Origin of the sequence: Ekhidna sp. (genome assembly GCF_964218185.1) — a bacterium.
Classification (GTDB): Bacteria; Bacteroidota; Bacteroidia; order Cytophagales; family Cyclobacteriaceae; genus Ekhidna.
On the sequence record NZ_CAXPLV010000012.1, the window covers coordinates 99,522 to 123,035 of the forward strand.

At 41.5% G+C, this 23,514-nt stretch carries 20 protein-coding genes; 18 read left to right on the forward strand and 2 right to left on the reverse strand.

Annotated elements, in window-relative coordinates; translation table 11 throughout:
* Window positions 1-28: 28 nt before the first annotated feature.
* From ACEQZT_RS16370 to ACEQZT_RS16455, 18 genes are all read left to right on the forward strand, one after another.
* Window positions 29-3,127 (forward strand): TAT-variant-translocated molybdopterin oxidoreductase, encoded by a 3,099-nt coding sequence (locus ACEQZT_RS16370; RefSeq protein WP_370090553.1) that lies wholly within the window; start codon window positions 29-31, stop codon window positions 3,125-3,127.
* The gene (nrfD, locus tag ACEQZT_RS16375) at window positions 3,127-4,503 is read left to right on the forward strand and encodes an NrfD/PsrC family molybdoenzyme membrane anchor subunit (protein WP_370090554.1); all 1,377 of its coding nucleotides are present in this window, start codon (window positions 3,127-3,129) and stop codon (window positions 4,501-4,503) included. The genes ACEQZT_RS16370 and nrfD overlap by 1 nt, the downstream gene beginning before the upstream one ends.
* 10 nt (window positions 4,504-4,513) lie before the next feature.
* Window positions 4,514-5,041 carry a DUF3341 domain-containing protein gene (locus ACEQZT_RS16380; RefSeq protein ID WP_370090555.1) on the forward strand — a complete coding sequence of 176 codons (528 nt, stop codon included), beginning with the start codon at window positions 4,514-4,516 and terminating at the stop codon, window positions 5,039-5,041.
* A gap of 2 nt (window positions 5,042-5,043) precedes the next feature.
* Window positions 5,044-5,670, forward strand: a complete 627-nt coding sequence (locus tag ACEQZT_RS16385) for a cytochrome c (RefSeq protein ID WP_370090556.1) — start codon at window positions 5,044-5,046, stop codon at window positions 5,668-5,670.
* An 8-nt stretch (window positions 5,671-5,678) separates the two neighbouring features.
* Window positions 5,679-7,037, forward strand: a complete 1,359-nt coding sequence (locus tag ACEQZT_RS16390) for a quinol:cytochrome C oxidoreductase (protein WP_370090557.1) — start codon at window positions 5,679-5,681, stop codon at window positions 7,035-7,037.
* Between the two features lie 17 nt (window positions 7,038-7,054).
* Window positions 7,055-8,143, forward strand: coding sequence for a cytochrome c oxidase subunit II (locus ACEQZT_RS16395; protein WP_370090558.1), 1,089 nt, complete (start codon window positions 7,055-7,057; stop codon window positions 8,141-8,143).
* A gap of 6 nt (window positions 8,144-8,149) precedes the next feature.
* Window positions 8,150-10,012 (forward strand): cbb3-type cytochrome c oxidase subunit I, encoded by a 1,863-nt coding sequence (locus tag ACEQZT_RS16400; protein ID WP_370090559.1) that lies wholly within the window; start codon window positions 8,150-8,152, stop codon window positions 10,010-10,012.
* Window positions 9,996-11,015, forward strand: a complete 1,020-nt coding sequence (locus ACEQZT_RS16405) for a heme A synthase (protein ID WP_370090560.1) — start codon at window positions 9,996-9,998, stop codon at window positions 11,013-11,015. The genes ACEQZT_RS16400 and ACEQZT_RS16405 overlap by 17 nt, the downstream gene beginning before the upstream one ends.
* A complete protein-coding gene (cyoE, locus tag ACEQZT_RS16410) occupies window positions 11,003-11,902 on the forward strand; it encodes a heme o synthase (protein ID WP_370090581.1) in 900 nt (299 codons plus the stop codon). Before ACEQZT_RS16405 ends, cyoE begins: the two co-directional genes overlap by 13 nt.
* Window positions 11,899-12,468, forward strand: coding sequence for a heme-copper oxidase subunit III (locus ACEQZT_RS16415; protein WP_370090561.1), 570 nt, complete (start codon window positions 11,899-11,901; stop codon window positions 12,466-12,468). Before cyoE ends, ACEQZT_RS16415 begins: the two co-directional genes overlap by 4 nt.
* A gap of 20 nt (window positions 12,469-12,488) precedes the next feature.
* Complete coding sequence (locus ACEQZT_RS16420; RefSeq protein ID WP_370090562.1) at window positions 12,489-13,244, forward strand: cytochrome c oxidase subunit 3; 756 nt, start codon at window positions 12,489-12,491, stop codon at window positions 13,242-13,244.
* A gap of 20 nt (window positions 13,245-13,264) precedes the next feature.
* Entirely contained in the window at window positions 13,265-13,594 is a 330-nt protein-coding gene (locus ACEQZT_RS16425; protein WP_370090563.1) for a cytochrome C oxidase subunit IV family protein, read from the forward strand.
* A 5-nt stretch (window positions 13,595-13,599) separates the two neighbouring features.
* A complete protein-coding gene (locus tag ACEQZT_RS16430) occupies window positions 13,600-14,025 on the forward strand; it encodes a hypothetical protein (RefSeq protein WP_370090564.1) in 426 nt (141 codons plus the stop codon).
* Window positions 14,003-14,584 (forward strand): DUF420 domain-containing protein, encoded by a 582-nt coding sequence (locus ACEQZT_RS16435; protein WP_370090565.1) that lies wholly within the window; start codon window positions 14,003-14,005, stop codon window positions 14,582-14,584. The genes ACEQZT_RS16430 and ACEQZT_RS16435 overlap by 23 nt, the downstream gene beginning before the upstream one ends.
* Complete coding sequence (locus tag ACEQZT_RS16440; protein ID WP_370090566.1) at window positions 14,584-14,835, forward strand: hypothetical protein; 252 nt, start codon at window positions 14,584-14,586, stop codon at window positions 14,833-14,835. The genes ACEQZT_RS16435 and ACEQZT_RS16440 overlap by 1 nt, the downstream gene beginning before the upstream one ends.
* Window positions 14,836-14,902: 67 nt before the next feature.
* On the forward strand, window positions 14,903-15,154 hold the full coding sequence (locus ACEQZT_RS16445; RefSeq protein ID WP_370090582.1) for a DUF983 domain-containing protein: 252 nt from the start codon (window positions 14,903-14,905) through the stop codon (window positions 15,152-15,154).
* 37 nt (window positions 15,155-15,191) lie between these two features.
* Window positions 15,192-18,608, forward strand: a complete 3,417-nt coding sequence (locus ACEQZT_RS16450; protein ID WP_370090567.1) for an ATP-binding protein — start codon at window positions 15,192-15,194, stop codon at window positions 18,606-18,608.
* Window positions 18,526-21,987 (forward strand): hypothetical protein, encoded by a 3,462-nt coding sequence (locus ACEQZT_RS16455; RefSeq protein ID WP_370090568.1) that lies wholly within the window; start codon window positions 18,526-18,528, stop codon window positions 21,985-21,987. The genes ACEQZT_RS16450 and ACEQZT_RS16455 overlap by 83 nt, the downstream gene beginning before the upstream one ends.
* Here ACEQZT_RS16455 and ACEQZT_RS16460 read toward each other — a convergent pair whose 3' ends face one another.
* On the reverse strand, window positions 21,988-22,737 hold the full coding sequence (locus ACEQZT_RS16460; protein ID WP_370090569.1) for an ABC transporter ATP-binding protein: 750 nt from the start codon (window positions 22,735-22,737) through the stop codon (window positions 21,988-21,990).
* Window positions 22,734-23,477 (reverse strand): MlaE family ABC transporter permease, encoded by a 744-nt coding sequence (locus ACEQZT_RS16465; protein WP_370090570.1) that lies wholly within the window; start codon window positions 23,475-23,477, stop codon window positions 22,734-22,736. Before ACEQZT_RS16465 ends, ACEQZT_RS16460 begins: the two co-directional genes overlap by 4 nt.
* Window positions 23,478-23,514: the final 37 nt, after the last annotated feature.

Genomic DNA, 23,514 nt, shown 5'->3' on the forward strand with positions numbered 1-23,514 from the left:
TATTCGAAACAGCTGATCTAAAAGTATAATGAAAGAAACTAAGAAATACTGGAAAGGGTTAGAGCAACTGGAAAACACTTCTGATTTCCAGAGTCGATCTTCAAAGGAATTCCCCGAATATTTACCAATCAATGGTAATGATAACGGTGAGCCGTCACGTCGGGACTTTCTGAAAATGATGGGATTTGGAGTGGCAGCTGTGTCATTAGCAGCATGTGAGGCTCCAGTAAGAAAGGCGATCCCTTACGTAAATAAGCCTGTTGACGTAGACCCAGGTGTAGCGAATTATTATGCGTCTACCTACGCAATGGGTAATGACGTGGCTTCTGTTGTTGTGAAAACAAGAGAAGGACGACCTATTAAAATTGAAGGCAATGATCTTTCAATGATCAGCCAGGGAGGAACTACCACCCAGGTAGAGTCTTCTGTTCTTTCATTGTATGATGGTGAGCGTCTTCAAAATCCTAAAATAGGAGGAGAGGATACTGATTGGGATACACTTGATAGCAGAATCAAAACCGAGCTAGCAGCAAATAGCGGTAAAATTTCAATTGTATCATATTCTAATTGTAGCCCAAGCACTAAGAGAGCAATCCAAGCACTTGGCCAAAAGTATGGAACGGTTGAACACATCCAGTACGATCCGGTTTCTGTAAGTGGTCTGCTAGACGCTTATGGTGATGCCACCGGAGCACGAAGCTTCCCGATGCATGACTTCTCAAAGGCTAGCACCATTGTTTCAATCACTGCTGATTTCCTTGGAGCATGGCCAAATCAGGCATTGAACAACAAGCAATTTGCTGCAACAAGAAAACTAGGACCTAATAAGAAAGAAATGTCAAGGCTATATGCCTTTGAATCAAATCTTTCATTGACAGGTTCAAACGCTGATTACCGTCAGCCAATCAAACCTTCTCAGGAAGGGCTTTATGTTGCTAACCTTTACAATCTGATTGCTCAGAAAGCCGGAGCATCAGCAATTGGTGTGGCAAGATTGGAAGATACTGTGATCCTTGAAAAAGCAGCTAATGACCTTTGGAAGTCCAGAGGTAAGTCTTTGGTTGTGTCAGGGTCAAATGATAAGAATGTACAGCTTCTGGTTATAGCCATCAATGACTTGCTTCAAAGTTATGGAGCTACTATTGATCTAACCAAGAGTATCAATACTCGTCAGGGAAGTGATAGTGCATTTGCTCAACTGGTGAATGATGTGAAAGGTGGTGCGGTTGGAACGGTTATTTTCTACAACTGTAATCCTGCATACGACCACCCAATGGGTGCTCAGTTGGTTAGCTCACTTGGAAAAGTGAAGACAACCATCTCTACATCGGATAGAATGGATGAGACTGGAAGCTCGGTTAAATACATTGCTCCGGATCACCATTACCTTGAGTCATGGAATGATTTCGAGCCTGTGACTGGGCATATTACCCTTTCTCAGCCAACGATTAAAAATATTTTCAACACCAGACAAGCTCAGGATTCATTCTTGAGATGGTCTGATAATTCAACTTCATACTACGATTTCTTGCGTGAAGGATGGCAGCCACTTTCTTCCGGAAACTTCAACAGTTTCTTTGATAAGTGCCTGCACGATGGATTCTACAATGTAGAAGCACCAGCAGCATCAAAATCAATTTCAGTAGATGCAGTTGTTGTTGCAGGAAATCTAAAAGGATACTCAGCTAAGTCAGATGGACTTGAGCTTGCCTTGTATACAAATTACTCAGTAGGTGATGGTGTTCAGGCAAACAACCCATGGTTGCAAGAAATGCCTGATCCAATTACCAAAGCATGTTGGGATAACTACTTTACTGTTTCTCCACGTCAGGCCAGAGAGAATGGATGGGATGTCAAAGGTGGAGACATGGATTACAAAGTGGCGACTCTTACCGTAAATGGTCAGTCGGTTACTGCTCCTGTTGTCCCTCAGCCAGGTCAGGCATACGGTACTGTTGGACTGGCGGTAGGGTATGGACGTACCAAAGCTGGTAAAGTAGGAAATAGTGTTGGAGTAAACGCTTATCAGCTAATAGGAAATACAGCCAATGGTTTAAGCTACAGCGGAAAAGCTACGTTGGAGTTGAATGGTGAGCAGCGAAAAGTAGCTCAAACACAAACTTCACAAACTTACGCAGGAAGAGAGACAGTTATTCAGGAAGCAACGCTTGGAGAATACCAGAAGGATCCTCAAGCAGGAAGAAGCTTCCCGATGATTTCTAAGGCTGATGGTTCGAAAGTAAGACCTCATGCAGTTTCCTTATGGAAAGGTCATGAGTACCCGAATCACCACTGGGGAATGATTGTAGACCTGAACTCATGTACAGGTTGTGGTACGTGTACAGTGGCGTGCCAGACGGAAAATAATATTCCGGTAGTAGGTAAGGAAGAAGTACTCAACAGAAGGGAGATGCACTGGATTCGTATCGATAGATACTACAGTGAGCGTCCTGAAAATGAGCTTACCGCTGAGGACAAGAACCTGATGGAAGTGAAGCAGAAAGAACTAGCTGCTGAAAATCCTGAAGTGACCTTCCAGCCAATGATGTGTCAGCAGTGTAATAACGCTCCTTGTGAGACTGTATGTCCTGTTGCTGCAACTACGCACTCTAGCGAGGGTCTAAACCAAATGACTTACAACAGATGTATCGGTACAAGATATTGTGCGAACAACTGTCCTTATAAAGTACGTCGATTCAACTGGTTCAAGTATCACGACAATTCCAAGTTCGATAAGAACACTCCAATGAATAATGATTTGGGTAAAATGGTATTGAACCCAGATGTGACTGTGAGAGCTAGAGGGGTAATGGAGAAATGTACATTCTGTGTGCAGCGAATCCAGTCTGGAAAACTTGATGCGAAGAAAGAAGGAAGACGACCAGTTGATGGCGAAATCCAAACTGCTTGTGCGAAATCTTGTCCTACCGATGCATTGGTATTCGGGGATATGAAAGATCCTGAAAGCAGAATTTCTAAAACATTGAAGCTTAAGTACAACGAGAAGAGCGTAGAGGCTACTGAGGATAGAGCATACCACGTGCTGGAAGAGCTGAGAGTGATGCCAAACGTTTGGTACTTGACTAAAATCAGAAATAAAGACAAAAACGATAAAATAGAAGCATAATGCACGCAGAATCAGAAGTACGGATACCCTTAATAACGGGTGGAAAGACACTCCACGATGTTTCTGAGGATATTGCTGGAAGAGTAGAGCAGAAGCCAACCATCACCTGGATGTTGGCAATGGCTGTTTCTTTAGCACTTCTCCTTGCCGGAGGGTATGCGGTTGCCATCACACTTTGGGATGGAATTGGAATGTGGGGTCTTAACAAAACTGTAGGATGGGCCTGGGATATTACCAACTTCGTATGGTGGGTAGGTATCGGTCACGCAGGAACCTTGATCTCTGCGGTACTCCTGCTTTTCCGTCAGCGATGGAGAATGTCCATCAACAGAGCATCTGAGGCGATGACGATTTTCGCCGTAATTTGTGCTGCTATGTTCCCGGTACTACACATGGGTCGCCCATGGTTAGGATTTTACTGGGCATTGCCGCTTCCTAATACGTTCGGTTCTTTGTGGGTGAACTTTAACTCACCACTTTTATGGGACGTATTTGCAATTTCAACTTACTTCTCGGTTTCTTTGGTTTTCTGGTATATTGGTCTGATTCCCGATTTTGCCACAATCCGAGATAGAGCAACTAACAAAATTTCAAAAGCCATTTATGGAGCATTGAGCTTCGGATGGACAGGTGGTGCTAAGACCTGGTCGCACTATGAGACCGTTTCTCTCGTGCTTGCTGGTTTAGCTACTCCACTTGTACTTTCAGTACACACCATTGTATCCTTTGACTTTGCTACTTCGGTAATTCCGGGATGGCACACGACCATTTTCCCTCCATACTTTGTGGCAGGAGCGATCTTCTCAGGATTTGCAATGGTATTGACGCTTCTACTTGTAACGAGGAAAGTCTATAAACTAGAAGATTACATCACAATCCAACACGTGGAGTTGATGAACATAATCATCATTGTGACTGGATCAATTGTAGGAATAGCTTACATAACAGAATTTTTCATTGCATGGTATTCCGGAGTAGAAGCAGAGCAGTACGCCTTCATCAATAGAGCTACTGGACCTTACTGGTGGGCTTACTGGTCAATGATGACTTGTAATGTGATTTCACCACAGCTATTCTGGTTTAAGAAAATTAGAACAAATCTCGCTGCTACTTTCATCATTTCAATCATTGTAAACATTGGAATGTGGTTCGAGCGATTTGTAATTATTGTTACTTCATTGCACAGAGACTTCCTCCCTTCAAGTTGGGCAATGTTCTACCCAACCATGTATGACATTGGAGTTTATGTGTTCACCTTCGGTCTGTTCTTCACGGCGTTCTTCCTTTTTGCGAAGTTCTTCCCTGTAATCAACATGGCTGAAGTAAAGAGTATTATTAAAGCAACTGGCGAAAAGCCGACACAGTCGAGTAAATAAAAGATAGATTATGTCTCAAGGAACGAATTACGTACTGGGCGTCTATGAAGATGAGGATGTTTTGATGGATGCCATCAAGACAGTTCGGGAATCAGGTGTGAAGATCGAAGAGGTTTATTCACCATTTCCTGTTCACGGAATCGAAGATGTGCTTGGGTACAAGCGAAGCTGGCTTTCAATAGCAGCATTCCTTTTCGGTATCACTGGTACCACTTTGGCACTAACAATGATGGTGGGGATGATGGGCGTAGATTGGCCAATGATCATAGGAGGAAAAGATTACATTCCTATTCCTTCTTTCATTCCGGTAACATTCGAGATGACTGTGTTGCTTGCCTCTTTCGGTATGGTAGGTACTTTCTTTGTGATTTCAAATTTGAAGCCATGGGGACGACCTAGAATCTATGACATTCGAATCACAGACGATAAGCATGTAATGGCAATCGATCTTGATAGAAATGATAAATCTGAGGCTGATATTAAGAAGGTATTGCAGGGTAGCGGAGCTTCTGAGGTGAACAATAAAAAGTTTGATTGATAATGAAACTAAAGGCATTTAGATATTTAGGAATTATCACAGCGGGAGCTATTCTGGCTTCATGTGCAGCAGGTGTAGATGATACAGGTCTGGAGTACGCACCTCAGATGTATCACACAACTCCTTACGAGCCGCTTACTCAGATTCAGGATGAAGATGCAGGAACCTGGCTGGATTCTAATGACGAGGATGGACATGGCGAGTTTTACAACTCAAATCCTTACAATGAATTCAAAATGAACATGCGCGAGCCTGTTGCTAACACGGTAAGAAGAGGTCAGCCGCTTCCAGTTCGATTGACTAAAGATGATTTAGAAGAGGCTGCAGCTACTTTGGTAAGCCCGTTTGCTGCAGATGATGAAAGTGTAGTTAAGGATGGTAAAGCATTATATGAAAGCTACTGCTTACACTGCCATGGAGCTAGCGGAAATGCGGATGGACCAGTAGCAGATGCATACGCAGGTGTAGCAAACCTTAATGGTGCTGCATATCTAGAAATTACCGAAGGTCACATCTTTCACGTGATCACATTCGGAAAAGGATTGATGGGTGCTCACGGTTCTCAGGTTAGCCCTGAAGACAGGTGGAGAATTGCTCGTTATGTTAAAGAATTGCAAAAGAAGAACTAAGTCTACTCATGGTATCAGAAGAAAGATATGAATTTACGGCTACCGCAAAGAAGCGACTGATTATCACCTTACTGGTGGGATTGGTGCTATCTGTGCTAGGGTATTTTACTCTTGGATCGGGCGATCATGGTTCAGGTCATGGAGATGAAGATCACTCAGAGGTAGTAGAAAATGGCCATGGTGAAGAGCCGTATGGCGCTGAGAGTCATGGTGAGAGTGAGAAAGACGGACATGGTGAAGAAGCTCATCATGGTAGCAGTCCTTCTATTAAAAGACTATTGTCCAACCTTTGGATTAACAATGTGTTTTTTGCTGGATTATCAATCATAGGAGTTTTCTTCTTTGCGATCCAGTATGCATCCCAGGCTGGATGGTCTGCCGGAATCAAGCGGATTCCATTTGCTTTTGGTAGCTGGCTTCCTATCGCATTCTTGTTGATGCTTGTAGTATTTCTATTCGGGAGCCACGACCTGTTTCACTGGACACATGCCGATCTTTATGGAGAGGGAGGAGATAAAATTGTACAGGGAAAAGCTCCTTATTTCTTCTGGCCATTAGAAGGTGGAGAGTTTCCATTATTTTGGGTAGCTAGATTGGTGATCTTCTTCGCCGTGTGGTACTTGCTATTTAGAAAATTGAGATCTCTGGCATTCGCTGAAGATCTAGAAGGTGGTACTCAGAAGTGGTATAAGATGCGATCTACATCTGCGATCTTCTTGGTATTCTTCGCTGTTTCATCATCTATGGCTGCATGGGACTGGATTATGTCAATCGACGTACACTGGTTCTCTACGATGTTCGGATGGTATTCATTTGCCAGCTGGTGGGTTGCTGGTCTAGCACTTACGCTGTTTATCGTAATCATGCTGAAAGACAAAGGCTACTTATCAGTAGTAAATGAGAATCATATTCACGACCTGGGTAAGTTCGTATTTGCATTCACGATCTTCTGGACATATGTATGGTTCTCTCAATTCTTATTGATCTACTACGCACACATTCCTGAGGAAACAGTTTATTTCCTTGATAGATGGAAGAGTGATCATTATGCTCCTGTATTTTATATCAATTTGATATTTAACTTTTTCTTCCCATTCTTAGTTTTAATGACAAGGGATTCGAAGAGACAGTCAAGAATATTGAAAGTGGTATGTCCTGCTGTTGTGTTTGGCCATTGGTTAGATTTTTACCTGATGGTTTCTCCTGGAACTGTGGGTGACAATGGAGGTTTTGGATTCTTAGAAATAGGATTGATTTTGGTTTATGCGAGTGCATTCCTTTATGTGGTGTTCAATGCCATGGCAAAGGCTCCACTTTATGCCAAGAATCACCCAATGTTGAAAGAAAGTTTGCATCATCATATTTAATAAGTGAGGGATAGGTTATGCTTAATTTAATCATTGTTATAGCGGTCGTTTTAGTCATAGCTGTGGTGTTCACAGCCTACCGTGTTACTACGTTAGTTGATGTTGTAAAAAAAGATAAGAACAAGAGTCACGTTCCTTCTGGAAACAGCTTTCAGGGAGTGCTGATGATCATATTCCTGGTTGCTGGAATTGCAGGATTCTTTTACTTCTCCATGACGGAGTACGATAATTACAATTTGCCAATTGCTTCTGAGCATGCGGTGATTACAGAAGGACTGTTCTGGACGACTATGTGGGTTACTGTAGCGGTATTCATAGTCACTCAGATATTCCTGTTTGGATTCGGATGGAAGTACAGATATAAGGAGTCTAATACAGCACATTACTACCCTCACAATAACAAACTAGAGATGATCTGGACAATTGTTCCAGCGATTGTCTTGGCATGGTTGATCATTTCAGGTCTAAAGCAATGGAATGTAGTGACTGGTCCTGCCCCTGAAAATGCTGAATTGATTGAAGTGATGGGATATCAATATGCATGGGCATTCAGATATCCTGGTAAGGACGGAGCGCTTGGAAAACACGACTTCCGAAAGATTGATGCCATCAATTCAATGGGTATAGACCTTGAGGATCAGAGCGGACACGATGACTTCATGCCTTCTCAGCTTGTATTACCAAAAGGAAAACCGGTATTGTTGAAAATCAGAGGTAGGGATGTAATTCACAGTGTGTACAATCCCCACTTTAGAATGCAGATGAATGCCGTGCCGGGTATGCCTACTCAGTTTTGGTTTACACCAACGGTGAGTACTGCTGAGATGAGAGAAATCACAGAAAATCCTGATTTTAACTACGAACTGGTTTGTAATAAGATCTGCGGAAAGAGCCACTATGGCATGAAAGGTATCATCACAGTATTGGAGCAGGATGAATACGATAGCTGGTATAAAGAGAATCAGGAAAACACTTTCCTAAAGCAAAATCCAAGTTACTTGAGTCAGGTTCCTGAAGATTTGAAAGAGGCAGCTAAGATTGCTGCAGGAATTGAAAACATTGAGAACGAACAAAAGGTTACATCTGCGGCAAGCAGTTCAAAATAATTAGATATGTCAGTAACAGATATACAACTACACGAAGATTTAGACCATGGTGATCACCACGACGAACATCATGAGCAAGGGTTTGTAAGCAAGTATATTTTCTCGACTGATCACAAGACCATCGCGAAGCAATTCTTGATTACAGGAATTTTCTGGGCATTGATAGGAGGGGGTCTTTCTATTATATTCCGACTTCAACTTGGATTTCCAGAAATGGATCTTGAGTGGTTGCGACCAATGCTTGGTCAGTGGATTACTGCTGAAGGTAAGCTTGATGCAGAGTTTTATCTTGCGTTGGTTACCATGCACGGCACCATCATGGTATTCTTTGTTCTTACAGCAGGTTTAAGTGGCACGTTCTCTAACTTCCTCATTCCACTTCAGATTGGAGCGAGGGATATGGCTTCTGGCTTTATGAACATGCTCTCTTACTGGTTCTTCTTTGCTTCCAGTGTTGTAATGTTCATTTCTCTTTTCATCGAGACAGGACCTGCAGGGGGCGGATGGACAGTATATCCTCCTTTGAGTGCATTGCCTCAAGCTATCCAGGGATCTGGACTGGGAATGACACTATGGTTAGTTTCTATGGCATTGTTCATTGCTTCATCTCTGTTAGGAGGTATTAACTACATCACAACGATTATCAACTTACGTACTGAGGGAATGTCCTTTAGCAGAATGCCATTGACGATTTGGTCATTCTTTATCACTGCTATTCTTGGACTTTTATCTTTCCCGGTACTTCTTTCAGCAGCATTGCTTTTGATCTTCGATAGATCATTCGGTACAAGCTTCTATCTGTCTGAAATATTTATTGCTGGTGAAGCACTTCCAAATGTAGGAGGTAGCCCAATTCTATACCAGCATCTTTTCTGGTTCCTTGGACACCCTGAGGTTTATATTGTAATCCTTCCGGCACTTGGGATCACATCTGAGATTATCTCTACTAACGCACGTAAGCCAATCTTTGGATACAAAGCAATGATTGGCTCAATGCTGGGTATTGGTTTCCTATCATTCATCGTGTGGGCACACCACATGTTCGTGACAGGTATGAATCCATTCCTTGGATCTGTATTCACAGTCTTAACACTGGTAATTGCGGTTCCTTCAGCTATCAAAGCATTTAACTACATCACAACACTGTGGAAAGGAAACATCGTTTTCACTCCAGCTATGTTGTTCTCTATTGGTTTGGTGTCTTTCTTCATCTCTGGTGGTCTTACAGGTATATTCCTTGGAAACTCAGTGTTAGATATCAATCTTCACGATACGTACTTCGTAGTAGCTCACTTCCACCTTGTGATGGGAAGTGCGTCGTTCTTCGGATTGCTTGCAGGGGTATACCATTGGTTCCCTAAGTTCTTTGGTAGAATGATGGATGATAAACTCGGCAAGCTACATTTCTGGTTGTCATTCGTTGGGATTTACATGGTCTTCTTCCCGCTTCATTATATCGGAATTGCAGGATTTCCAAGAAGGTATTACTCGTTCACGTCGTTTGAGACATTCAACATGTATGCTGACTTGAATGCGCTAGTAAGTATTGCGGCAATACTGACATTTGCGGCTCAGTTTATCTTCCTGTTCAATTTCTTCTATTCGATTTTTAGGGGAAAACTTGCTCCGGCAAACCCATGGAAGTCGAACACACTGGAGTGGACAACTCCGAGATTCCCAGAGCATGGCAACTGGGTGGGCGCAATCCCGAAGGTGTACAGATGGCCATACGACTATAGTAAGCCGGGAGCGAAAGATGATTTTATCCCTCAAACTGTACCTTACTCACACACTCCTGAATCTAACCTTGAGCATGAAAATGAGCTAACGAAGGATGAAGATTTGACTGGAGTTGAGAAAGCTAATTAATCAAAAGAATTTTTTAAGAATCAATGCAATCACACTAGGATCAGTATTCGTACTGATCCTGGTGGGAAGCATTGTGCGTGTGACCGGAGCAGGCATGGGATGCCCCGATTGGCCTAAGTGTTTTGGTTCATATATTCCTCCTACCTCAGCGGAAGGACTTCCCGAAAACTATCAGGATATTTTCAGAGAGCAACGCATTTCAAAAAATGAAAGACTAGCCAGAACTTTTGATAGACTGGGTTATCAGGATTTAAGCGAGAGGATAACCAAAGATCCGGCGGTTTTAGTTGAGCAGGAATTTAACGTGACCAAGGCCTGGATAGAATATGTCAATCGATTGATTGGTGTAGTGATTGGCCTACTGGTGTTCCTAAATATGGTTTTGTCATTTTCGCTCAGAAATAAATCTATTTGGATCCCAGTAATGGGAGTAAGCATATTCATATTAACAGGATTCCAAGGCTGGGTTGGTTCACTTGTAGTTTCTACCAACTTGCTCCACGGATTCATCACCTTTCACATGTTGCTAGCGTTGCTGATTGTTGCGTTATTGATTTGGATGAATGTCAAAGCAAAGGATCAAGAGGTTTACAAGCATAATCCACTTTTCATTGTGAGTTTGCTTACCACCATCCTTTTCATTCCTCAGGTTATTCTAGGAACAGAAGTAAGAGGAGTGATCGATGATTTATTGATTTCTGAATTGGGACGATCTGGTTGGAGCAAACAGCTAGGATCTGTTTTCCTGACTCATCGATCATATTCATGGTTGATTTTGATAGGTTCTGTGATGATATTCTTTTATGCCAAAAAGGTGAAGGAGGTTTGGCTGGTGAATATATCGATGAGACTTGTGTTCCTTACTTTTCTGGCTATGATAGCTGGGATTGGAATGGTGAGATTTTCGTTTCCTTTTTGGCTTCAGCCACTGCATTTAATTCTGGCTGTAGGCATCTTTAGCCTCCTGTTTTACTTAACTTTGCGACTCAAATTTGTCAGGTGAGTACGACTGTTTCACATATAGAAATCAACACTGCTGTAAAGGCAAAAGCTTATTATGAGTTGCTAAAACCACGTTTGTCATTTCTAGTGGTATTCTCATCGGGCTTTGGATATGCTTTGGCTAGTCAATCTGTGATTAACTGGGGGAGTTTCATCCTGTTTCTTCTGGCAGGTTTTTTAGTTTCAGGATCGTCCGTCACGATCAATCAGGTGATCGAGCAGAAATATGATGCGATCATGAATCGCACGAAAAACCGTCCAATCCCATCTGGAAGAATTAGTGAAAACGAAGCTATCTGGTTTAGTGTTCTCACAGGAATCGCAGGACTAGGGCTAATGCTTCTATCTACTAATGCATTGGCCACCGGACTTTCGCTGATTTCGCTAATCTTATATGCATTTGTATATACACCATTAAAGAGAGTTGGTTCTATCGCCGTGTTTGTTGGAGCTATACCAGGAGCATTACCTCCACTCATTGGATGGGCGGCAGCCAGTGGAGTGCTTTCTTATGAAGCGATGATCATTTTCGGTATTCAATTCATTTGGCAGTTTCCTCATTTCTGGGCAATCGCATGGGTGTCGGATGAAGATTATAAGAAAGCTGGATTCAAGCTACTACCTGGAGGTGGAGCCAAAGATTTGAATACGGCGATAAACATTATGGTGTATACGTTGTTTTTACTCCCATTAGGTCTTTTGCCGACCATTTTTGGACTGACAGGACTTACAAGTGGAGTAGTAGCAACGATCTGTGGTGTTCTTTTCCTGGCTACTACTTTTAGCCTTATGAAAGATACCTCTAACCAAAAGGCAAGAAGGATCATGTTTGGATCATTCATTTATTTGCCAATTGTACAAATTACCTTTTTAATAGATAAGCTATGACGGGAGAGATGCCAGCAAATAAGGTAAGATCGATGCACCCGCAGAAATTTGCGATGTGGCTGTTTCTGGTTTCTGTAGTGATGATTTTTATATCACTGTCCAGTGCCTATATCGTAAAAAAGTCAGTAGGAGATTGGTTATATATTGACTTTCCTCCATTGTTTCAGGCAACTACTGCTATTATCATTCTAAGCAGTGTTTCCATGCACTTTGCGTATATCTCGGCAAAGCGAAATAACATTAAGAATATTCGAATTGGACTTGCTGTGACTGCGGTACTGGCTATTGTGTTTGTTATCGGTCAGTTTCAGGCCTGGGGTCAATTGGTGGATGGAGGCTATCACTTTGTGGGAAACCCTGCTAGTTCATTTATTTATGTATTCACAGGATTACATATTGTTCACCTGTTTGGTGCTATCGTTTTCTTACTCATTGTATTAAACAAAGCTTTCAAGTATAAGGTGCATTCAAAAAGTATGGTTCGCATTGAAATGTGCACCACTTTCTGGCATTTTCTTGGTGGACTTTGGTTGTATTTATACTTATTTTTGATACTCAATAATTAATCTAACAAAACCTAAACGGAATGGCTAACACGGCTGTAATAGTTGACGAAAACAAGAAGAATATCTGGGGTGGCGGTGTATCACCAATGAAAGCAAGCTACGGCAAACTGATGATGTGGTTTTTCCTTTTGTCAGATGCTTTTACCTTCTCAGCTTTATTGATTACTTATGGTCTGATCCGATTCAGTCACCCTGCGTATGCCGGGAGTGTAGCAGATTTTAAATTCTCTCAAGAATGGTGGCCAATTCCGGAAAAAGTGTTTGAAGCATTCCCTGGAATGCACGCTTTGGGAATTGAGAGCGCACCATTGGTTTTTGTGGGGTTAATGACGTTTATCCTCATCGTTAGTAGTGTGACAATGGTACTTGCGGTAGAAGCAGGTGAGCGAATGGACAGAAAAGGAGTAGAAAAGTGGATGCTTTGGACTATTCTTGGTGGACTTACATTCTTGGGATGTCAGGCATGGGAGTGGGCTCACTTCATCCATGGATCGGATATGTCTATGAATGCTGTTGGTAACCTTTTCCAGGGAGCTGGACTTTCATCGAATCAGTACGGACCTCCAAACTTTGCGGCATTGTTTTTCTTCATTACAGGATTCCATGGATTCCACGTGTTTAGTGGAGTATTGATAAACTTCATTATTTTCTATCAGGCCACTGTTGGCATCTTTGAAAAGAGAGGTCACTACGAAATGGTAGAAAAAGTAGGTCTTTACTGGCACTTTGTAGACCTTGTATGGGTCTTCGTATTCACATTCTTTTACTTAGTATAATCTTATAATTGTCTATATAAATGGAACAACAAACTCCACAAGTCGAAGTACAGCCTGTAAATAAGGCTAAAGTGAAGAACTTCCTAAAAGTGATGTGGTACTTAGCACTCATCACAGCTGTGGAATTCGGTATCGCATTTACTGTGCCTCACGAGCACAAGTGGGTTCGGATCATCGTTTTCATCGCTCTGACAATTGTAAAAGCTTATTACATCGTTGCTGAGTTTATGCACCTCGGTCATGAGAAGAAGTCGCTGAAAATGTCTATCGTTTTGCCTATGCTTTTCGTAGTATTCTTCATCTTCATCATGATTTACCAGGGAGGAGCCATTCTTGAAGCGCTTAGCTAAATACATTGCAAAGTAGAGGACTCAAACGACTCTTAATTTTTGTTGTCTTTCTGATACCTGTAGCCTGGTATCTCATACTCCAATTGTTTGGGAGCAATAATTTTGCGCTTTCATTGAAGCAGGAGCTTCCTAAGGAATGTGGAAAATACACGGCTATCACAATCGTCTCCATCTCTGATTCATTATCGCTGGTAGAAACTAACTATATGAACAGAGTCAAGTTCGGCGCTGAGAAGAGGAAAGCTAATCTAGTTTATCAAAATTCAGATTTCTTCAATTGCATTGACGAATTAGAATCGGATTTAGCCTTGGTCAATGAAAAAGGTTTATGGGGTACCTATCAATTATCTAGGGATGGGGTAGACCAACTTCTCACTGAATTAGACATACTTACACTTCAACAGAACTATGGTAAAGGAACAAGCCGATAATAAAGTCTATCTTAGGATGATCTATTTGATCTCCATACTTATTCCTCTGGTGGTGGCTTTCTTAATTTATTTTCCTGCGAAGCTGGGATTGGCAGGTGATTGGGTAAAGCTATTACCTGGCTTACATGCCACTGTGAATTCCTTGACCGTACTGACACTTGTAGCGGCATTCATATCAATCAAAAAGGGTAATATAAAGCTCCATCGTACTTTCATGTTTGCCTCACTATTTCTGGGTGTTCTGTTTTTGCTATCATATGTGCTTTACCATTCCAGTGTGGAGTCCGTAAAGTTTGGAGATCTCAATTTCGATGGGGAATTAAGTGAAGAAGAACTGCTAAAAGCTGGAACCAGTCGCACCGTTTATTTGGTTATTCTTGCAAGTCATATTTTGCTATCTATTTTGGTGGTTCCTTTTGTTCTTTTTGCATTCTATTATGCCTTGACTAACCAAATTGAGCGACACAAAAAGATAGTGAAGTTTACTTATCCTGTGTGGTTGTATGTTTCAATTACAGGGGTAATTGTATACTTTTTGATCAAACCCTATTATTTCTAATGAAGAGGGCTAGCATACTTGTACTGACGTTTTTGATTCCGTTGATAAACTGGGCACAGTGCGCCATGTGCCGAACGCAAATCAAAAACAATGTGAGTGCTGGCGAAACATCGATGGCTGAAGGACTGAACAACGGAATCATGTTCCTGTTTTTCACACCCTACATTGTAGTTTTCGTCCTAATCTTTCTCTGGTATAAAAACAGTAAAGTGAATAATCGTGTCAGTATTAGCGAACGTTTTAAAAGCTAAATGCCCCAGGTGCAAAGAAGGTGAAATTTTCACCCATCCAACCCTCAATATAAATAAGATGGCATCCATGCATGCCAATTGTCCAAATTGTAATCTTAGGTATGAGAAAGAGCCCGGCAATTTTTATGGGGCTATGTATGTAAGCTATGGTTTTTCCACAGCTATTTTTTTAGTTACGGCTTTCATTCTCTACTATTTCTTTAATGATCCATCGATCAGTGTTTATTTGATAGCTATAGTGAGTGCCTCACTTCTCTTGTTTCCATTCAATTTCAGGTATTCGCGCGTTATATTTCTTTACCTTATTTGGCGAAGCTAGCTATCCTTAAAGGCTTGATTATTGTTATATTCAGGCTGTGAATCAAAAGATATCCATTGGGTTACTGATCGGCTGTATCCTTCTTTTGCTTGGGAATCATTTCTTTATTGACTGGGAGAATGTGACTCGAGAAAAGGCGAATAGAGCCTTGAATGAGATTGTTGAGTTTCAATATGAGGACCTGATGCTTTGGAAGTCCGGTCAGTCTACGAATGAGGCTTTTAGCAAACGAACAGTTTGTAAAGGAAGATTAGAATCATGGAGTGACAATCGACCCTTTATTTCCAACTTATCGAATGATACGATTCAGGTTGTCACTAATGAACTTGGAGTATTCCTCGTACAGCAGATTTCTGATGAAACATGTGAGTATCTGTCATGCCATCAGCTCCTAAAAAAGTATTCAATTACCAATCAATATCTCACTGAAGATAGGAGTGAATTACTGCACGAGAGTATTGATAATCTCTCTGCAAATTCAGGTGAATATCAATATAGAAATCTGCTGTTTTATGACGTGTCGGGGATGCCTGATAAGCTGGTTGATGCCATAGTATCTATTATTATTCTTTTAGTCCTGTTGGCTGAATATTGGCGATACTGCAATCATGATTTCAATTCGTTTTGGAAATCAACTCTCATCATCATTTTTCTGAGGTATCTGACTTTAGAGTTTGATGTTTTTCAGCTGCTTTTCCGATACGAACTATTTGATCCTGTTAGATACACCTCTTCAGTTGTCAACCCAACCCTTGGTGATCTGTTGATCAATTGTGTGATCTTAAACCTGATCTTACTTGCTTCAGGGCAATACATAGAATCCTTAAAAAGGTCGAGAAGAGGGGTGACTCTTATCAGCGCCATTAACACTATTTTGTCGGGAGTGGTGTTGCATGTTGCATGGAGTATTATAAGCAATTCACAGCTATCGCTCGACGTAGGAAACTCGATTCAGTTTGATCTCCTTCGAATTTCCGCCTATCTGTGTATACTACTGGCAAGCACGGGATATTTCTATTTTACCTATTTGACTTTAAAGCTTGTAAGAAGGAGCAGCCTCATATTTCAGGCTATCCTAGGTGCCTTGTGCGCTGCACTGCTCATGGGGTTGCTGGATCTTCTTTCTGTTACTTTTAGTGTCGTACATATCACTATCTTGTTGGTTTCAACCCGATATAAATGGGGAAAGTCCTTTAAAGAATTCACCTATTCTAATCTTCTGTTTATTCTGATTGTAAGTGTCGGGATAGCAGCGGTTTTGGCCTTTTGTATCTATAAATATGAGGAAGGTGCGGAGCTGGATGCAAAAAAGAAGTTTGCCAATTACCTCCTTCTTAAACGAGACGTACTTGGAGAATTCTACCTGGATCAGACCATTCGAAAATTATCTCAGGATGAAAACCTTGCACTAGTTGCGAGTGAAAGGAGCAGGCTTGTTTTGGAGGAGCAAATACGAAGTGAGTTTCTGACACCTTACTTCAATAAATATGACCTTGAAATTGTATTTCAGGACTATCAGCAGCTAAAACTCAATACCAGATTTACAAGGGAGTACAGCCTTCTCACAGCCGATAATCAGTCTGATTATGAGAACATCTATTTCATTGATGAGGGCACTAATTTCAAGTATATCTGCAAAATCAATGTTGGAGATTTGGTTGGGCTAATTATCCTACAAATCAAAAAAAGAGTACCTACAAGTGTGTATCCAGCACTTTTGACAGACAATAAGTATTTCTCAGTAAGCAATGATTTTGACTATGCCGTTTTTGCCGGTGACGATATCCTGTTTCATCGCAGCAAGTTTGGTCAGGGGGAATGGCCCCAGCACGAGGATTTTGAAAAGGAATCATTGTATTACAATGGAATTGAAAAAAATGGAAGACACTATTTTGGTGTAAAAACAAATGATGGACGAACCATCTTAATCATTTCAAAAAAGTATGAAGCCAGAGACAGACTGACCAACTTCTCATTTTTCTTTCTCTTGCTGCTCTTTTCATTTGGTACGTTTAGCGTAATAAGCTCCATTGTAGAACATGGTTTCAAGCTAAATTTTACCGGTAAAATTCAACTCTATCTAGGGATGGCATTTGTAATACCCTTGTTGATTGCTGGATTTGCATTGCTCAATACGTTGAATACCTCATATCGTGAAGAGATCAACCGCAGCTACTTGAAGCAAGCATTGTACATTTCTGAAATATTGTCAAATGAGATTGAAGAGGTGAATAATGAGATGGGCGCACGACGATTGGCAGAAATAAGTAATTACATACAGTCAGACCTGAGTTTTTACAATGAGTCTGGTTATTTAGTAGCCACCAGTCAACCGGAGATCTTCAATTTGAACTTGCAGGGAAATCTCATTAATCCACTGGTGTTTGAAGAATTGGTAGTCAAAGAAAATCAAAGTGTGATTGCTGAAGAATCTGTTGGTAAACTGGACTACAAGGTTTGCTATGCGGTAGTAAGTACGGTGGACAATCAGGTTGCCGGCTTCATAGCTATGCCTTTCTTTGATTCAAGAAATCACCTTAGAAGGCAGCAAATTGAAGTTTTCGGAAATCTGATCAGTATTTTCGGATTCATCTTCATCATTGCAATCGTGTTTGGGAACACAGTACTGAACAACCTTTTATATCCATTGAGGATGGTAGCTGATAAAATTAGAAGGGTGACACTGCAGGATGTAAACAAACCAATTGACTATGAGTCCTCAGATGAGATCGGTTCCTTAGTAAAGGATTTCAACCAAATGCTGGTAAAGCTTGAAGACAGTAAGCTCGCACTGGCGAAGAGCCAGAAAGAAACTGCCTGGAAGGAAATCGCTAAACAGGTAGCTCATGAGATTAAGAATCCGCTAACTCCTATGCAGCTTAAAATCCAGCAGATGCTGAGAAAACATGAGCAAGGTTCTAAAGACTATGAAACGCTTACATCGTTGCTCACACAAGTGGATACCTTGAGTCAGATCGCTGAGTCCTTTTCGGCCTTTGCCGAAATGCCAGCTCCTGATAATCAGGTCTTTGATTGGGGTGCTCTAGTAAAAGAAGTGACAGAACTATACAGCACGGAAGACGTGGATATTTTGCTAAATGTGGAACCAGCTATCCAGATAGAAGCAGATAAAGACATTTTCAGGCGGATTCTGAATAACATTGTGCTGAATGCTATTCAGGCAGTATCTGATCAGCGGGCAAAAATTGAGATTGCTCTCGAAACAAGATCCGGGAAGGGAGTACTTTCTATAAAAGATAATGGTAAGGGAGTGCCTGAGGAGCTCAAGGATAAAATATTCCTTAACTATTTTAGTACTAAATCAACGGGAAGCGGTATCGGTCTGGCCCTGGCCAAAAAAGGAATTGAAAATGCTGGAGGCAATATATGGTTTGAGTCGAAGAATGGTGAGGGAACCACATTTTTCATTACTATGCCGATTTACGAAGGTTAGCCTTTTCTTCTTTTGTTCAGCCTCGCTTCAAGCACAAAATCTTCGCTGTAAAACCATTTCGGCAAATGAGCCTATTCAGCTTGACACTCTTACAATTGAGCCAGGTTCCATTCAGTTTTCCGGTGAATACACATGGGTAGACTCCACGCAGGTCATAATTGTTCGGAGTGATAAGGCTGAAGAAATTTGCTACCGAGTATTGTCCGCTGAGTTAACCAGGAAATATCAGAACAGAAGTCTGGATTCTTACGATGATGCTTCAGAACCAGCACTTTCGGTGAGCTCGAATTCTTTCGTAGAAAAGGAGGAGCTATTTGAGTTTGGCGGAGTTCAAAAATATGGAGCCATCTCACGTGGGGTGTCTTTTGGCAACCGGCAAAGCTTGTTTGTCAATTCCAGTCTCAACCTTCAAATGGAGGGTAAACTAGATGAAAATCTAAATATTTCTGCTGTTATCACTGATCAGAATGTGCCATACCAACCTGAGGGGAACACTCAGCAGATTCGTGATTTTGATAACGTCTTCATCAAACTATACAACGATAAGTTTGATCTGACCGCAGGTGATGTTGTGATCCGACAGCCCAATGATGCTGGATACTTTTTGAAGTATTATAAAAACGTTCAGGGGCTTCAGGCGAGCTACCGTGGGCAATCAGGAAAGTGGACATACGAATCACGAGTTTCAGGGGCGCTTTCAAAAGGGAAATTTAACTCAGCTATCCTTGAGCCTATTGATGGGCTGTCAGGGCCATATAAGCTTAGGGGACCCAATGGTGAGCGATTCATCATAGTGTTGGCTAATTCTGAAAAAGTATTTGTGGATGGAAAGCAACTTGAACGTGGTTTTGATCGGGATTATGTCATCGATTATAACCTGGGTGAGATTACCTTTAATAATCACATTATCATCACTCAGTTTACCATCCTCAGAGTTGATTTTGAGTATGCTGAGCAGTTTTATAGCCGATCTAACTTATCGGCTTATCAGTCTGTTTCAAATGATAAGGTCAGCGTCTTCGCCAATTTTTATCGTGAGCGTGACAACCCCAATACAAGCTTTGGATTCAGCCTGGGGGAGGATGATCTTACACAGCTAAGAAGCATAGGAGATAGTCTGGATCAGGCATTTGTTACAGGATTTGACTCGGTTAGATTCTCCGAAAATAGAATCCTATACATTAAAAAAGATACAATAGATCAGGACGGTATCAATCAAGTTATTTTCGAATACTCTACAGATGAGTCTGCTGAGCTTTTTAGTCCTACATTTTCTGATGTTGGTTTTGGCAATGGCGATTATGTTTTACGACAAACTACCGCAAATGGACGGGTGTATGAATGGATTTCTCCTCAGGGAGGTCAGTCACAAGGTAATTATGAACCAGGGGCTTTTATCCCATTGCCCAACAGCCGTCAGATGGTGACCGTTGGTACAGAAGTCAAAGTTTCAAATAATGAGACCATCCGGGCAGAAATAGCCTTTACGAATACCGATCAAAATTTATATTCAGACATTCAGGACGATGACAATACCAGTCGAGGATATTTTATGTCAATAGCCACGGCAAACAGGCCCTCTTTTATTCGAGATTACCAATGGGTGGGATCCGTATCCATGGAGTTGGATGAAGAAGACTTTACCTTCATTGATCGTTATCGTCCTATTTTATTTGATAGAGACTGGAACTTCAACCCTGTCAACTCAGAAAAGAATCAGGACTTTCTCCTATTTGTGAAAGGAGGACTTAAAAAAAATGAGGCGAATAGGTTGGAGGTTTCTCTAAACAGAAGAAAGCGAGCAGATGCAATAGATGGGTGGCAACAGGCATTAGATTTTAATCAGGAGATTGCCAATTTCAAATTGGAATCAACTCATTTTTTACTGAATAATGATCAATTCGATAGAAAGACTGACTGGGTGAGGTCCAAGTCTGACCTGAGCTACAGGCGATGGAAAATGGCTCCTGGCTATGTTTTTGAATTAGATCAAAACGAAGTGAGCCAGCAGGACAGTGTGATCAGCTCGCTTATGCACTTTCAGGCACATGAGTTTTATATTTCCAGCACAGATTCAGCTAAATCCGCTTACCGTATTGGTTATCAGTTGAGAAATGATCGCTTACCAGTGGATGGACAGATGGAGGATTATCTCTTTTCAAAAAACCTTCGAGCATCTTATGGGTACAATGGAGAAAAAGGAACCATAAATGCTGATATTAATTATCGGCAGGTTGATGATAGATTGGGATTAGATCTTGGACAGGATGAAGTGATTAATGGCAGGATAAATTGGCTACAGTCATTTCTAAAACGAAACCTACGATCCAATTTTTCCTTTTCAACAGGAAATAGCAGGGAGCTTCGTAGAGAGTTTATCTATCTCCCTGTGAGTACGGGAGAGGGAACCCACACCTGGCGCGATATCAATGAAGATGGGGTGCAGGACTTGAATGAATTCTTTGAAGCAATTAATCCTGATGAACGCAACTATGTCAAAATATTCACTCCAACAGACGATTACATTACAAGTTTTCAGACCTTCTATTTACACACGATCGACGCACGCCTTCCGGCAAGTTGGAGAAGTCAGGGGGGACTTAAGCAATTCACCTCTAAGTTTTCAGCCAACATCAACTTCAATGTCAATTTTAAAACTACCTCTGCTAGTTATGCCGATAGACTTAATCCATTTAATGTGGATCTAGATGATGATAATTTAGTTGCCGCTCAGGATGGTCAGCGGTACACGCTTTTCTTTAATAGGAATGGGAGGGGGTTTGCTGGTGATTTTACCTACCAGACATCCGACAATAAGCAGTTGCTGGTTCAGGGCTTTGAAACAAGGGAAAAATGGGAATGGATTTCAAATACGAAAGTGGACTTGTCAGCAGAATACACCCTAAGATTAACCAGCTCAATAGGTAGTTTACTCAACCAATCAGATTATCTGGATTCAAGAAATTTCGATATAGTTACCAATGCCCATCGTCCTCAATTAATCTGGCAGCCTAGTAATGTTTTAAGGCTAATTGGTAGCTATGAGTGGAAGAATAAACAAAATCAGTTCTCAGAGTCTAATACTGAATCGGCAACATCGCAAATCTACAATACTGAGCTCACTTGGAATCAGGCTGGGAAGGGCTCTTTGCGAAGCTCCTTTTCTGTTGTAAAGATTGATTTCATTGGTGATCCATCTACCTTTCTTGGCTATCTTTTATTAGATGCACTACAGCCGGGCACTAATCAGACCTGGCAAATAAACTGGCAGCAGAAGGTATCGAAAGCGATGCAGGTATCTCTGCTATACAATGGACGTAAATCAGAGGATACTGCTGCAATACATACAGGAAGCGTTCAGGTGACTGCTTTCTTTTAGCTATTTGCCTTTTGCCATCTTCATCAGACGACCAGCAAACACAAACTCATTGAGTTCATGTACATCTGAGTCTCCAATTTCATCACTAGGCCCTGTCCATAACAACCTACCCTCGTGCATGAAATTTACTATATCACCGATCTCAAGCACCGAATTCATGTCATGAGAAACAACCACGGTGGTCATTTTGTATTCATCTGTGATATCCTTTATGAGATTGTCAATTTTAATGGATGTCTGAGGGTCAAGCCCAGAGTTGGGTTCATCGCAGAACAGGTAATTAGGTTTAGTCACTATCGCTCGAGCAATTCCTACGCGTTTTTTCATCCCCCCCGAGATCTCTGAGGGCATTTTAGCATTGGCATTTTCCAGCCCAACACGCTCCAGACAGAAGTTCACCCGATCCAGCTTTTCTTCCATGCTCTGCTTAGTTAGCACGTTTAACGGAAACATCACATTTTGTTCCACTGTCTGGCTGTCAAACAGAGCTCCACCCTGAAAAAGCATACCCATTTCTCTTCTTACTTCCGTTTGAGCTTCTTTTGACGCATGAGCAAAGTCACGTCCGTCAAACTGGACCATGCCCTCGTCGGGGCTTGTAAGTCCCACAATACATTTGAGAAGGACACTTTTTCCGGTACCACTGGCTCCAATGATCATATTGGTTTTGCCTGTCTCAAACTTCGCATTGATGTTATGAAGAATCTGTTTGCCGTCAAACGATTTTGATATGTTATCTACTTCTATCATGGTGTAAGGAAGGGTGCTAACATGTATGCCAAAAGATAATCTCCCGCCAGGATTGCGATACAGCTACTGGTTACTGCATTTGTGGAAGATTGACCCACCTCTAATGCTCCGCCCGTGGTGAAATAGCCTTTATATGCGCTAATGGCCGCTACAAGGAATCCAAATACAACTGCTTTGATCAATGCAAAAACCACCTGAAATGAATTAAAATCCATTTGAATACCCAGGATATAATCTGTTCCGGTGATCACACCTGTAAACTGCGCTGTAAGATAGCCGCCATATATTGAAACAAATCCAGCAAGAATTACAAGAACCGGAAACATCAGCACTGATGCAATGATTTTAGGCAGGACAAGGTAAGAAGTAGCATTAATTCCCATCACTTCTAGCGCATCCACTTGCTCTGTAATTTTCATAGTACCCAGCTCACCAGCAATGTTTGATCCTACCTTACCTGCATAAACTATCGCTGTAATAGTTGGTGCAAGCTCTATAAGTGTCATGTCGCGAACAACAAGCGCAATTACTGGATCAGCAATTAGAGGGGATATCAGGTTATAAGCCGTTTGTACGGTTGTAACCGCTCCCATAAAGGCAGAAACGATCACAACAATAAAAACTGAGTTGTATCCAACTTTTATACTCTCATCAACAATCCGATGAATATAAGTAGCGAAAGTTTCCCTTCGTACGAAAAGTTGACCTAAGAAGATGATAAATTTCCCTAAACTCTTCATGAAGTTGCGTGGGCTAAGATTGTTAGCTTTGTCAAAC